The sequence below is a fragment of the Chitinophaga sp. CCNWYY40 genome, from assembly GCF_037483205.1.
Lineage (GTDB): Bacteria > Bacteroidota > Bacteroidia > Chitinophagales > Chitinophagaceae > Chitinophaga > Chitinophaga ginsengisegetis.
Genome location: NZ_JBBHLF010000001.1, coordinates 530,463 through 544,496 on the forward strand (window position 1 = coordinate 530,463; position 14,034 = coordinate 544,496).

Below are 14,034 nucleotides of genomic sequence, written 5' to 3' on the forward strand. Positions count from 1 at the left end.
AGATAAATACCTGGTCATCCTGTCTGCTGCCCGTTGTGTTTACAGCGGGCAGCTTAGTTTTTGAGATCTTTCGGAAGCAGGCCGAATTTTTTCCGAAAGGCAGCCGTGAAGTGCTGCGGGTATTTATAGCCCATCCGGTCGGCCACTTCGTTTACATACATTTTTTCCTCCAGCAACAATCTTTTTGCTTCCTGCATTCTCAATCCTGAGATGTAGCCAAACACCGTGGTATTAAACAGGGCTTTAAAGCCGTTTTTAAGCTTCATCTGGTTGATGCCGGCAGTACGGGCCAGCGCCATTATAGAAAGCGGTTTTTCGTAGTGCAGATCGATGTAGTGCTTAATGCTGTGAAGCCGTTCTGTATCGCCGGGTGTTAACCGCGCAGGAACCGGCGATGGCTGATCCAGTTGCAGTACCTGCATCAGGAACAGCTCCGTGGCTTTTGTTTCCAGGTAGGTGGCCCTTAATGCGCCGCTGTAAGGAGCATGCTGCATATCATGGATGATGCTGTGCATAGCCGGTAGCATTTGCGCAGTAAATTCCGGTGCAGGCCTATTAAAGGTTTGGTACCCACGGAACCGTTCCATAAAGCGGCTTTCTTCCGTGAAGATGTGATCAAAGAAATCGTCCGTAACAATCAGTTCAAAGAAGGAGCGTGTTTTATTATTGGAGGGAGGAATGAAAAGGTCGTACGACTCCGGCGTTTCGCGGTATACCACAAACTGTTTTTCGCGGATGGCGTGTGTGTTGGCAGCGCTGGCATCCTGGATCCTGAAGTGTGATACGATGGCTTGCTTATCCGGACGAAAGGACAGCACCCTTGCATCGTGGTTAATGTAACTTCCCCAGCGGAGATCCACGCCGTTAAAAGTGATCTCTTCCAGTTGAATGCGGAACCCGGAAGGGTCCTGTATACTCAGTTGCTTTTCCTGCACGGGCGGCTTGTGGGCGTTATGGGTTACCTGGCATCTGCGGATCATAATACTTCTTTTTGCGTTGGTGAGTGTTCCTTATGCGTTATCAGCCGGGATGTACGGGTGGTAACTTTGGATCTAAATTAAATCATAAAAATGGAAAACACATCGTACCGCACCGTGTTTGGTGCAACAGGAAAAATAGGCAGGGCGTTGCTCGGTTTTTTATCGCAGGCGCAGATACCTACCATTGCAGTAACCCGCAACCTGGACAAAGCGGAACCCCTGCCTTTTGTAGAATGGGTAGCCGCGGATATGAGCCGGCCGGAAACGTTGCCTGCCGCCCTGAAGAATAGCGCAGCTATTTTCCTGGTATCCGGTATGGGTACCAGCTTTGTAGAGGAGCAGCACAATGTAATTACCGCCGCCAAAGCCGCAGGGGTGAAAAACTTCGTGAAACTATCCTCTGCGGCGGCCGGGAAAAGCTCGCCCGCGCACATTGTACAATCGGCTATCGGGCGGTCGCATAAGGAAGTGGAAGAATTGCTGAAAGCTTCCGGCCTGAACTGGACCATCCTGCAGCCGACCGGCTTTATGCAGAATTGGCTGGGGGAGTTTTCAAAACGGGTAAAAGAAGAGCGTGGTATTTACGAGGCCACCGGCGATGGCAGGCGGGCGTACATCGATCTCCGGGATATTGCGGAAGTGGCATTTACCGTGCTGAAAGAGCCGGCAAAGCATGCGGGGCAAACGTATATCCTTACCGGCGATGAAGCGCTCAACTACTGGCAGCTGGCTGATATCATAGGAGAAGTGATTCATCACAAGGTGACCTATGTACCGCTTACCCTGGAGGAAGCCCGGGAACGGATGGAAATGAAGGGGATGCCGCAGTGGGCCATTCAAACCTTTATGGCCTATACGGAAGTGCAGCGGAATGGCGACGCCGCTTATGTAAGCAGCGATGTGCAGCAGGTGTTGGGTAAGCCGGCGCGTACTACCGCCGCTTTTTTTGCAGATTATGCGGAATGGTTTAAATAATAAGACCAGATGTTTGCTATTATATTACCCCGTTACCCGGAAGATATTCTTCCGGGTAATGTATTTAGTGTAAAAACGACAATTAATATAAAATATCAATTAACCATTGATTTGTTCCCCGAAAGCCCCTATCCATCATATCTCCCGTAATAATTTTAAAAAACCTGGAAAAAAATAACTGGTCAATTACTATTAATTGTATATTAGACAATTAATAATTCTCACGTTCCGGGAAGGAACAGAATGCCGTAGGTAAAGACAGGTTTCACGTTTATGTTAATTTTCCACTTATGAATGGTGTGCATCTTCAACAATATGCAGACGATATTCTTTTAAATTTGCTGAAAGAGGATAGCAAGGAAGCCTTTGACGTGATCTATATGCGTTACTGGGAGCAGCTGTATTGCTACCTGGTAAAGGCAATTAAGGATACCACAGAAGCGGAGGATATCCTGCAGGAGATATTTGTGTCCCTGTGGAAACGCCGCAGCAACCTGCACAACGTAGATTCCCTGTATACCTATCTTTACTCCTGCGTACGGTATGGCGGCTTCCGGTACATCCGACAGGAAATCAAAAGAAATCATTTCCGCAAATCCTGGAGCATCCTCTTCACGGAGGCAGACGATCTCTTTGAACGGCAACTGGCCGCCAATGAGCTTTCCCTGCTGGTAAACCGTGAAATAGATAAGCTGCCGCTGAAAATGCGGGAGGTATTTCTCCTTAGCAGAACAGAAGAACTTTCTCATAAAGAAATCGCGCATAAACTGAATATCTCTGATAAAACCGTGAAGAAGCAGATCAGCAACGCATTGAAATACCTGCATCTGAAACTGAATGTATAATTTCTTAAAAAAATATTCAGGTTATCTACTACCATCCCTTCTTTTTATACACTTCTATATTAACCACGTGTTCCTATACAAAGAAAAACAGCCGTTATGAATGAAACAGACTTTAACACGCTGCTGGAACTTTACCTGGAAGGGAAATGTACGCCGGAACAAAAAGAGTGGATGGAGCAGTGGTTCGACCGCCTTTCAGAAGAAGGAAGCGGGGAGGAGTTGCCGGCAAACAAGGAACTGGTGATGCAGCGGTTGAAAAACCGCATCGATGGACAAATCAAAAGACAAAATTTTTTTAATCTTCCGGTGCTATTACGTGTAGCCGCCTCCGTTATTGTTATTTTATCATTGGGTACATGGGCATATCTGCGTTATCAAAGTACCGCTACCGTTGGATTGCAGTATGTTACCAGGTCGGCCGCCAGGGGACAGCAATTGAAAGTAACGCTCCCGGATGGATCAATGGTAACACTGAATGCAGGTTCAGGTATCCGGTACCCGGAAAATTTTAAGGAGAACAGAACCGTAACATTGCTGGAAGGTGAAGCCTGTTTTGACGTAACCATCGATCAGGCGCATCCCTTTACAGTAACAAGCAATGGTATACAAACAGCAGTACTGGGTACCGTATTCAATGTACAGGCATACAAAGCACTTGACGAAATAACTGTAACGGTTATACGTGGAAAGGTGGCGGTGGAAACATCTTCACAACAAAAACCACTGCTGGTGCTACCGGACGAACAGGCGGTAATCCGCTCTGCTACCGGATCGCAGCAGAAGAGAAAAGTGAACGCCGCAGCGGTAACCGGCTGGGTAACAGGAAAGTTAGCCTTCAGAAATGAAACACTGCAGCACGTGGCCGTTCTGCTGGAGAATATTTATGATGTTAAAATAGTTTTTAAAGATGAAGCTACGAAGGGAATACGTTTTACAGCAAATTTCAGCTCCACCGATTCATTGGAGAAAATTCTTTTCGCCATCGCTAAAGCCAACAAACTTAACTGGTCTATCAGGAACAAGGTAGTACAATTCTAATCGCATTTTACTTTAACCAAAACTCTCAAATGTATGAAGCAATTCATTTGGTGTCATCTCTATGCCATCCGGAAAACGATGCGCACCGGCTGCAGCATATTCCTACTCATTTCACTTGGAACGCAATTGCTGTTTGCAGGCGCCTTAACAGGGCAAACAGCCAGGGAAGTAAAAATAGATGTGCAGCTGGAGAACCGCTCCCTGCAGGATGTTTTAACAGAGATAGAAAAGAAAAGCGGACTGTCATTTGTATACAATGATAAACTGGTAGCGGAATACACGCGCTTGTCCGTATCCGCAAACCGGCAGCCGCTGTCGGTTGTACTGGACAAACTACTGAAAAATACAAAGCTCAGTTATCTGCAGAAAGATAACCTGATCATTATTGTGGAAAAAGAAACCCCACGCACGGAAATCATCAGTAATGAGATACCCATACAACAGGTAACCGTACAGGGAAAGGTAACCGATGATAAGAATGAAGCTCTACCCGGCGTAAGCGTAAAAGTTAAAAACGGGCAGACAGGCACTTCTACAGATGCGGAGGGGAAATACCGCATTGCCGTTGATCCCGGCGCCGTACTGGTGTTTTCTTATATCGGCTTCCAGGATGAAGAAGCGCTGGTAGGTAACAAAACAGTAATAGACGTAGTGATGCAGGGCTCCATAGCAAGTCTCCGCGAAGCAGTGGTAATTGGTTATGGTACGCAACGCAGAGGCGATGTAACCAGCGCCGTAGCCACTGTGAAGTCCGCTAACTTTGTGAAAGGTCCGGTACTGGATGCCGGACAACTGCTGCAGGGAAAAGTTGCTGGTTTAACCGTTGCCACGCCCAGCGGCAACCCTACCGATGGATCGCAGATATTGCTGCGCGGTAACACCACCTTATTCGGCGCCAATGCCAACCCCCTCGTTATCATCGATGGTATCCCCGGCGATCTGAAAACAGTAGCCCCTGAAGATATTGAATCGGTGGATGTATTGAAAGATGGCTCCTCTGCGGCTATCTATGGTGTAAGAGGTTCCAATGGGGTGATCATCATCACCACAAAAAGAGCTAAAGGTACCTTCGCCAATTCCGTGGATTACAGCGGCTATGCTACCACGCAAATGATCTCCAAAAAACTGGATATGCTCACCGCACAGGATTACCGGGATCAGATAAAAGCTGGTACCAGGCTCGCTTCCTGGGATGCAGGCAGCTCCACCGACTGGCTGAAAGAAGCCACCCGTACACCGTTTACACAGGTGCATAATCTTACCATCCGCGGAGGTAACGCTACCACCAATTACCTCGCTTCTGCCAACTACCGCGCGTTACAGGGGATCTTTAGAAAAAGTGATAACAATACTTTCTCCGGCAGGATCGATGTAAACCACAGCATGCTGGATGATAAACTGAAACTGAATATCGGTATCCTGAACCAAACCAATAACTATACCCGTAATAATAACGGCGACAATAGTTTTAACGGATGGATCTACAGGCAAACAGTAATCAGGAATCCTACAGAACCGGTGCGTAAAGAGAATGGCGATTTCTACGAGCAAACCGGCAACTTTGATTACGAGAATCCAATGGCATTGCTGTATGAAAGCGATGGCGAAGCTAAGAATGTAAATTCCCGCATGAACGCTACACTTACCTACAGGCCCATTAATAATTTGAAGCTGTCGGCCTTATTCTCCTATGCACGCTTTAATTCCAACAAAGGCTATGCAGAAACGAAGAAACATATCTCCAATATTAAAAGCGGCGTGAATGGCTTTGCATCGGTAGCTTCAGATCTGTCTATCGACCGCCTCACGGAATGGACGGCGGAATATACCCGGTCGTTCAATGCGCATCACTTCACATTGTTAGGTGGATATGGCTACCAGGAAAATGAATCTTCCGGTAACTATTCCGACAACCAGGATTTTCCGACAGATCTTTTTGGCTATAACAATATTGGTTTGGGAGAAGGCATCAAGAACCAGCTGGCGAATATCAGCAGTTATAAAACAGAATCAAACCTGATCAGTTTTTTTGGACGACTGAACTATAGCTACGAAGACCGCTACCTGCTGATGGCCAGCCTGAGAAGGGAAGGAGCCAGCCAGTTGTTTGGCGCGAAGAACCCCTGGGGTAATTTCTGGGCGGCATCCGGTGGCTGGAGAATTTCAAATGAAAGCTTCATGAAACAGCAACGGCTGTTTGATGACCTGAAACTGCGCGCTGGATATGGTATTACCGGGAACCCGCCAAAGGATGGGTTTTTAAGTCAGCCGCTGATCGGTTATGGCGACTATGTATATACCAACGGCAAATGGTCCCGTATCCTGGTGCCTTCCACCAATGCCAATCCGTTTATCCGCTGGGAAGAGAAAGCTGAAGCCAACATAGGGCTGGACTTTAGTATGCTGAGGGGCCGCATCAGCGGTAGTGTGGATGTATACAACCGCCGGATCAAGGGCCTGCTGTATAATTATGAAGTGCCCAGCCCGCCAAATCTCTACCGCACCACTACCGCGAACGTAGGTAAAATGGAAAATAAAGGCATTGAGGTAATGCTGAACTTCATCCCGGTAAAAGCAAAAGATTTCACCTGGAATACCAGTGTTAATTTCTCTACCAACAGCAATAAATTAATCAGCCTTTCCAACGAATTATACCAGACTACTACGCCTTACTTCACTACCGGTGCAGCAGGGGTTCCCATCCAGACATTTACCAACATCGTAACCATCGGCAAAGGCATCGGTGATTTTTACGGATATAAAGTGATCGATATAGATGATAACGGGAAATGGATATACGAAGGAAGAGATGGTAAACCGGTGAACTACGATAATTTTGCACATGCTTTTGAAGACAAAAAAGTAATTGGTAACGGCTTGCCTAAATATTATGCAGGCTGGAATAATAGTTTCTCTTACAAACACTTTGATCTCAGTATCACTATGCGCGGCGCTTTCGGGTACCAGATCATTAATTCGCAAAGGATGTATATGGAGAACCCATCTATCCAGAATTATAATATCCTGAAATCGGCGTATGATCCTGTTTTTGGAAAGAAAGTACTAAATGTAAATGCACTCGAGTTCAACAGCTATTATGTAGAAAACGGCGATTTCTGGAAGATAGATAACATTACACTGGGCTACACTTTTCCACAGATAAAGAACAAGTATCTTAAAGGCGCCCGTTTATATGTTTCCTCGCTGAATACTTTCGTTATCACAAAGTACAAAGGACTGGACCCCGAAGTAAACAGGTTGGGATTGAATCCTGGTATGGACGACCGCGACAAGTACCCGTCTACCCGTTCCTTTACCGCTGGTGTGAACCTGAATTTCTAATCTTCCAAAAACACGCGTATGAAAATGCTTCGTAAAATAAATCTGCTGATGGTTATTGTTTTACTGTCGGCGTGTACCAAGTTAAAAGATACACCTTACACCACTATCATCTCCACGCAGTTTAATCCTACCAAAGATGATATCGCCGCACTGGTGGGCGCAGGATATTCGCAATGGCGGTTTATATTGCTCGACTGGAATGGCCTGTGGCGGGCGCAGGAAGTAACAGGCGATCAGCTGGTAATACCCAAACGTCCGTGGGGATGGTTTGATGACGGCGTATACCAGCGTTTGCACAAACATACCTGGACTACCGATGATGATGTGGTAAACCAAACCTGGTCCAGGACCTATGCAGGCATCACCAACTGTAACAGGATCATTTACCAGATTGAATCCGGCCTGATCCCTATTACAGAAGGGAAAGAAGCCACACTTGCAGAACTGAAAGTGCTCCGCGCATCGTACTATGCCATCCTGTGCGACTTTTACGGGAATGTTCCTATTGTAACGCAGTTTGACCTGCCCTCGGGATTTTTACCCGAACAGAGTACGCGTAAGGAAGTGTATGAATTCATCGTAAAGGATCTTACCGATAATATTCCTTTTCTGAGCAAAGACAATACGGTAGCTACCTACGGCAAGTTTAACAAATGGGCGGCCTTCACGCTGCTGGCTAAAATGTACCTGAATGCAGGCGTGTATACCGGCACACCTCAATGGGAAAAATGTATCAGCGCCTGTGATAGCGTCATCAAATCCGGCGCGGGATATATCCTGGAACCGGCGCAGAAAAGTGTGTTTATAACGGAGAACCAGAATTCAAAAGAAATAATACTGGCTATTCCGATGGATGAGGATTATACCAATAACTGGAATGCCTTTGATTTTCATATGCAAACACTGCAGCAGGAAAACCAGGCGACCTATAACCTGAAGAATACGCCCTGGGGCGGTATCTGTGCCATTCCTCAATTCATCAGCACCTTTGACCCTGCCGATGCCCGGTATCAGAATAACTGGATCAAAGGACAACAGTATACCGCCGGCGGCCAGATGCTGTATGTGGCGCAGGGCGATTTCGCCGGTAAGCCGCTGAGCTTTGTAAATGAATTACCCGGTTTGGAAAAGGGAGAATCGGTGCATGGTTTCCGTTTGGGAAAATTTGAAATAAAGATGGGCTCCACTAACCGGTTGAGTAATGATTACCCACTGTTCCGCTATGCCGAGGTGCTGATGATGAAAGCGGAAAGTTTGCTTCGTACAGGCAAGGCCGATGAGGCAGCGGCCATTGTTACACAGGTAAGGCAAAGGGATTTTGCCGCCAATCCTTCCAAAGCAGTGGTAACCGGCGCCCAGCTGATAGGCGGCAGTGCCTACCAGTATGGTATGAAGGATGCTGTGAATAATCAGTTCAGCAATGAAGGTGGTGCCGATCTTGTATTCGGACGGTTTTTGGATGAACTGGGCTGGGAGTTTGACCAGGAGGGGCATCGCCGCACTGATATGATCAGGTTTGGCGCCTTTACAAAAAAATCGTGGTTGTCGCATGCCGCCACTAATAATATTAACCGCACGCTATTCCCGATACCCAGAACGGAGATTCAGAAGAATAATAATCTGAAGCAGAATCCGGGGTATTGAGGCTTGTTTTGGTTGTAGATTGATCGCGGGGATGAGTATTCATCCCCGTTTTTTTGCGGTTACATTCCCCCTTCAAAATAAAATTTCCCCAGACGCTAGGATACTATCATAAATTATTTTAGTTTCAATCTTGTTATTTTGCTTAAACGTGTAAGCAAAATCAGATGATCCACGGAGAAACGATGAAAAACGAAGTGTTAAACCAGCAGAGCCATAGTTGATTTTATTGTAAAGCGCAGCACGGGCGGCACTTGCCGGCTGTTTTAAATTTGAAACCCACATGAAAAAAAGTAACAACCGGCGTTTTTTTCTGAAAAATATTGCAGTTGCCTACCTGGGCGCTACAACCATCCCTGCTATCGCATTGGCGGCAAAGGAAGAAACGCCTGCGCCGGGGGAAAAGAAGGCGCCCGGCGACCGTCGTTTTAATGAAGCCTACCATGGAAAGTATAATAATCGTATAGCCTTCCCCGTTGGAGGAATAGGCGCCGGCATGTTTTGCCTGGAAGGTACGGGCGCTATTTCGCATATGTCGGTACACCACAATCCTGAAATGTTTTACGAGCCGGCTATGTTTGCCGCTATCAGTATTAAAGGCGTTCCCAACGGAGCGAGGGTACTGGAAGGAAGTGTGCCCAACTGGAAGAAGTTCGGGCAACGTGATGCTGGGTTAGGCGGTACCGGCGGCGCTACCTGGGGGTTGCCGCGTTTTAACGAAGCCACTTTTAACGCGCGTTTCCCATTTGCGGATATCCGTCTCCGTGATAACGCATTGCCCCTGCAGGTGAGTATAAAAGGCTGGAGCCCTTTTACACCGGGCGATGAAGATCATGCCAGTATGCCCTTTGGCGCACTGGAATACCAGTTTACCAATACCGGTACTAAACCGGAAGAATATATTTTTTCCTATCATGCCCGCAACTTTATGCGGCAGGGAGATAAAGGGAATAGTGTAGCGGCCATGCCGCAGGGATTTGTTTTATCACAGGAAGCAATTTCCGATGCGCCGGAAAAGAAAGGAGCATTCGCCATCTTTACCACCGAGCCTTCCACTATTGTGGATCATTGCTGGTTCCGCGGCGCCTGGTTTGATCCCTTAACGATGGTATGGAATACCGTAAAAGCAGGCGAAACACGTGATGCAGCACCAGTGGAGAAAGACGCACCGGGCGGATCTTTGTATGTGCCCTTCCGTTTGCAACCCGGAGAAAAAAAGGTGATCCGGCTTATGATGACGTGGTATGTGCCGGATTCCAAACTGCATATAGGTGATAGTCCGGGTGGTGGTACTCCCGCCACAGGTAAGTATTACAAGCCCTGGTACAGCAGCCGGTTTAAAGATATTACAGAAGCAGCCGCTTACTGGTCCGGCCACTATGATGAACTCCACCGGCAAACATCTCTTTTTACAAATACTTTTTATAAAAGCACCCTGCCACCGGAAGTACTGGAAGCAGTAGCTGCCAACCTCACCATCTTAAAATCCGCTACGGTGATGCGGCAATTCGATGGCCGCTTCTGGTGCTGGGAAGGTTCCGGCGATAACTGGGGCAGCTGCCACGGTACCTGTACGCATGTATGGAACTATGCACAGGCAGTGCCACACCTGTTTCCTGCGCTGGAAAGGAGCTTACGACATACAGAGTTTCATGAAAATCAGAATACGGAAGGACACCAGGGTTTCCGGGCCAATATCCCTATTTCGCCACTGGTACATAACTTCCATTCAGCCGCCGACGGCCAGCTGGGCGGCATTATGAAAATGTACCGCGACTGGCGCATCAGCGGAGATGACGACTGGCTGAAGAAAATGTTTCCCCTGGTGAAAGTGAGTATGGACTATTGTATCCGCACCTGGGATCCGAAAAGAAAAGGCATTGTGGAAGAACCCCATCATAATACCTACGACATTGAATTCTGGGGGCCCACCGGTATGTGCACGAGCTTCTACCTCGGTGCACTCACCGCATTCACCGCAATGGGCAGCGCGCTTGGTGAAGATGTGAGCGCCTATCAATCGCTTTATGCAAAAGGAAAGCAATACCTGGAAACGGAGTTGTATAACGGTGAATATTTTATACAACAAATAAAATGGACCGACCTGCAGGCACCCGATCCGGTAAAAGCCCAATCGTTCAGCACGCAATATTCACCGGAAGCACTGGCATTGCTGAAAAAGGAAGGACCGAAATACCAATACGGCACGGGATGCCTCTCCGATGGCGTACTGGGCTCCTGGATTGCCCGCGTATGCGGCCTGCCGGAACCCGTTGATACTGCCAAAACAAAAAGTCACTTACTGGCGGTACATAAATACAATCTTAAAAAAGATTTGCAGCAACACGAAAACCCGCAACGCTCTACCTATGCACTGGGGCATGAAGGCGGACTGCTGCTATGCTCCTGGCCCAAAGGCGGGATGCTGTCGCTCCCGTTTGTATACAGCAATGAAGTATGGACCGGTATCGAATACCAGGTGGCCTCCCACCTGATGTTCCAGGGAGAAGTGGAAAAGGGGCTTGATATTGTACGTACCTGCCGTGAGCGGTATGATGGTACCGTCAGGAATCCTTTCAATGAATATGAATGTGGTCATTGGTACGCCCGCGCCATGTCGAGCTACGGATTGTTGCAGGGACTTACCGGTGTACGCTACGATGCTGTGGACAAAGCCATTCACATCGATTCAAAGATCGGCGATTTCAGCAGCTTCCTGGCCACCGACAAGGGCTTTGGTACTGTGAGCTGGAAGAAGGGAGTACCGTCCTTAACGGTGGCCTATGGTACTATTCCGGCGGTACACGCCATAGTGGGAGGCAAAACGATTCCATTGGCTTAAATGAAAACAGATGAACATTTACCGTTGCCTGGTTTTTAGTATACTCGTTACCGTTAGCACTGCCGCTGCGCAGCAACCCGCGGAGCCGCAATGGATCCAACCCGATAATACCGCTGCACCGCCGCTGTGGGGGATCCGCAATGGCATTGTGATCGGGTTGTGGCCAGCGGCGATTGAGGGCCCGCGACCCGGCAATGATGGTGGTCCCCGTGGACTGCTCCGCATCGGTTACGAATGGAAGGGCATCATTTATCATCTCAACTATATTGCTATAGAGCCGGTGGTGAATGGCAAAATAGAGTTTAGTGAAATATCGCCTTCACGGGCAGACGGGAAGTGGGGTAAGTTGATGTGGACCGGCGAAACCATTGAGTCTGGCCGCTTTACAGCCACTGCCGGCACCCGCGGCGTGCTGTCACATCCCGATGCGCAGCATCCGGAATACACCACACTCAGCTTTTACGTTTTCATGGAAGCATTTGAAAACGGCGCCCGTCCTTATCTCCGCCTGAGCATCAGCAGCCACCGGCCGGAAGAAGTATGCATAGAAGTATTTGATCAGCCCGGCGGCACGCCAATGGAGCGCTGCGGCATCACTGCTACAATGGGCAACTACGCGCGACTGAGGAAATTATACCTGAAAGATAAAATCGTGTATGCGAAAACGTTATATGGAGGGTATGATGGTACCGGCTTCATGGAAAAAGCGCCTTACCCGTTGCAGCAAATGCTGCGCAATAAAAGCGGCGATTACCTGGTGATGGCGCAACCCGATGAATCACTGAAGGAGCTGGCTGCCTGGCCGGAAGATGAGCAACATGCTGCTCACTGGGGCTGGCGGTATCGTCCCTTTTATACACTTACACAATACTGGCGCAAAGAAGCCCGTGAGGCCGATAGCTCGCTGCAGGTCAGGGTAAACGGGCGGGCGAAATACTGGAGCGGTGGAAGCACCGATCCAAACGCATACATAAATATACCCGGTGGTCCATCTTTCGAAAACTTTGAATTACGGGAAAAATATAATGCCGGTCAGAAAATATATTTTGGTCTTACCCGTAAAACTACTGCGGAACTGCTTGCACAGTAACCGGCGCTGCACGTCTTAACGCATAATAACCTACTACCGCAAAACAAACCAATGGTACTGTATATGCCAATTGCACATTGCTGTAGAAGCTCACTGCGCCCAATGCCAGTGGTATCAAGGCACCGCCTACTATGGACATTACCAGGAAAGCAGAGGCAGATTTGGTTTCATTGCCAAGATCGCGGATAGCCAATGAAAAAATAGTAGGGAACATGATAGACATAAAAAATTCCACGGCCAGTAAAAAGTAAACGCCCGTTCTACCGCCAACGGCTACACTATAACACAGCAATAATACACAAGCGATACTGTACAGCAACAGCAATCGTTGCGGTGCTATTTTCCGCATGAACAATGTACCCGCATACCTGCCTGTCATAAAGCAAAGCAGCAACAGCCCTAAATACGTGGTGGCCTCTTTCTCTTTCATATGCCCGCTGTAACCGGCGTAACGGATAAAGAAACTGGAGATGCATACCTGTGCACCTACATATGCGAATTGTGCAATCACACCCCAGCGGAAATGAACGTGTCTGAATACACGAAGATTAATACTCAGTCTGCCGCTGTGCTCTTCCTGTATTTTAGGAAAGCGCACTAACCGGAATAATAATGCCGTGAGCAGCAATACGCCTGCAATGGCGAGGTAAGGAACCTGCACAGAACGCGCTTCCGTGAGCAGGTATTGGTTCAATGCTTCGGGCGACATGCTGCTGCTCTCCGCCGCGCTAAGTTCCTTCCCTGAAAGGATCACTTTACTCAGGAAGAAAGCCGCTACAAAGGCGCCCAGGCCATTAAATGCCTGTGCAAAATTGAGTCGCTGTACCGCCGTTTCCGGCGTACCCATAATGGTGATATATGGATTGGCGGCGGTTTCCAGGAATGTCATACCGGCTGCCACGAGGAACAAAGCAAAAAGAAACAAGCCAAAAGAACGCAATTCTGCGGCGGGAAAGAACAGGACGGCGCCTGCGGCTGCAATAAGCAAACCCGTGATGATACCGGTTTTATAACTCCATTTACGCATCACCCAGGCTGCCGGCAACGCAAAAAAGAAATAGCTGATCCAGTAGGCGGCGTCAATAAAAGCCGACTGGAAATCATTCAGCTGACAGGCTTTCCGCAGATGCGGTATCAGCACAGGAATAAGATTACCCGTGAGCGCCCATAAAAAGAAAAGGCTGATAATAAGTACAGTGGCGAGTTTCAGCTGGCGAGATGTAGAAGACGCGGGCGCTGTTTGTTTGACGGCTGCAGTGGAATTCATAAGGATATTTTTTA

General features: G+C 48.1%; 9 protein-coding genes. 7 read left to right on the forward strand and 2 right to left on the reverse strand.

Translation table 11 applies throughout. From position 1 onward, the window contains the following. Positions 1–53 precede the first annotated feature (53 nt). Entirely contained in the window at positions 54–980 is a 927-nt protein-coding gene (locus V7S65_RS02165; RefSeq protein WP_336386370.1) for a helix-turn-helix transcriptional regulator, read from the reverse strand. A 90-nt stretch (positions 981–1,070) separates the two neighbouring features. Between V7S65_RS02165 and V7S65_RS02170 the strand changes: the two genes are divergently transcribed. From V7S65_RS02170 to V7S65_RS02200, 7 genes are all read left to right on the forward strand, one after another. After that, positions 1,071–1,955 carry an SDR family oxidoreductase gene (locus V7S65_RS02170; RefSeq protein ID WP_336386369.1) on the forward strand — a complete coding sequence of 295 codons (885 nt, stop codon included), beginning with the start codon at positions 1,071–1,073 and terminating at the stop codon, positions 1,953–1,955. A gap of 290 nt (positions 1,956–2,245) precedes the next feature. Further along, positions 2,246–2,800: an RNA polymerase sigma-70 factor gene (locus V7S65_RS02175; protein ID WP_079468449.1), complete on the forward strand. Its 555-nt coding sequence runs from the start codon at positions 2,246–2,248 to the stop codon at positions 2,798–2,800. A 96-nt stretch (positions 2,801–2,896) separates the two neighbouring features. Then, positions 2,897–3,838, forward strand: a complete 942-nt coding sequence (locus tag V7S65_RS02180) for a FecR family protein (protein WP_336386368.1) — start codon at positions 2,897–2,899, stop codon at positions 3,836–3,838. Positions 3,839–3,871: 33 nt separating this feature from the next. Next, complete coding sequence (locus V7S65_RS02185; protein ID WP_336386367.1) at positions 3,872–7,180, forward strand: TonB-dependent receptor; 3,309 nt, start codon at positions 3,872–3,874, stop codon at positions 7,178–7,180. Between the two features lie 18 nt (positions 7,181–7,198). Then, a complete protein-coding gene (locus V7S65_RS02190; RefSeq protein ID WP_336386366.1) occupies positions 7,199–8,824 on the forward strand; it encodes a RagB/SusD family nutrient uptake outer membrane protein in 1,626 nt (541 codons plus the stop codon). Positions 8,825–9,104: 280 nt separating this feature from the next. Beyond that, positions 9,105–11,663 (forward strand): GH116 family glycosyl hydrolase, encoded by a 2,559-nt coding sequence (locus V7S65_RS02195; protein WP_336386365.1) that lies wholly within the window; start codon positions 9,105–9,107, stop codon positions 11,661–11,663. 10 nt (positions 11,664–11,673) lie between these two features. After that, positions 11,674–12,753, forward strand: a complete 1,080-nt coding sequence (locus V7S65_RS02200) for a hypothetical protein (protein ID WP_336386364.1) — start codon at positions 11,674–11,676, stop codon at positions 12,751–12,753. On the opposite strand, the gene fucP is transcribed toward V7S65_RS02200, so the two are convergent. Further along, positions 12,728–14,020, reverse strand: a complete 1,293-nt coding sequence (fucP, locus tag V7S65_RS02205) for an L-fucose:H+ symporter permease (RefSeq protein ID WP_336386363.1) — start codon at positions 14,018–14,020, stop codon at positions 12,728–12,730. The genes V7S65_RS02200 and fucP overlap by 26 nt on opposite strands. Positions 14,021–14,034: the final 14 nt, after the last annotated feature.

Bases quoted from the DNA above. Each gene is read 5' to 3' on its own strand.
- V7S65_RS02170 (WP_336386369.1), top strand. From the start codon at position 1,071: ATGGAAAACACATCGTACCGCACCGTGTTTGGTGCAACAGGAAAAATA.
- fucP (WP_336386363.1), bottom strand. From the start codon at position 14,020: ATGAATTCCACTGCAGCCGTCAAACAAACAGCGCCCGCGTCTTCTACA.
- V7S65_RS02190 (WP_336386366.1), top strand. From the start codon at position 7,199: ATGAAAATGCTTCGTAAAATAAATCTGCTGATGGTTATTGTTTTACTG.
- V7S65_RS02200 (WP_336386364.1), top strand. From the start codon at position 11,674: ATGAACATTTACCGTTGCCTGGTTTTTAGTATACTCGTTACCGTTAGC.
- V7S65_RS02195 (WP_336386365.1), top strand. From the start codon at position 9,105: ATGAAAAAAAGTAACAACCGGCGTTTTTTTCTGAAAAATATTGCAGTT.
- V7S65_RS02180 (WP_336386368.1), top strand. From the start codon at position 2,897: ATGAATGAAACAGACTTTAACACGCTGCTGGAACTTTACCTGGAAGGG.
- V7S65_RS02185 (WP_336386367.1), top strand. From the start codon at position 3,872: ATGAAGCAATTCATTTGGTGTCATCTCTATGCCATCCGGAAAACGATG.
- V7S65_RS02165 (WP_336386370.1), bottom strand. From the start codon at position 980: ATGATCCGCAGATGCCAGGTAACCCATAACGCCCACAAGCCGCCCGTG.
- V7S65_RS02175 (WP_079468449.1), top strand. From the start codon at position 2,246: ATGAATGGTGTGCATCTTCAACAATATGCAGACGATATTCTTTTAAAT.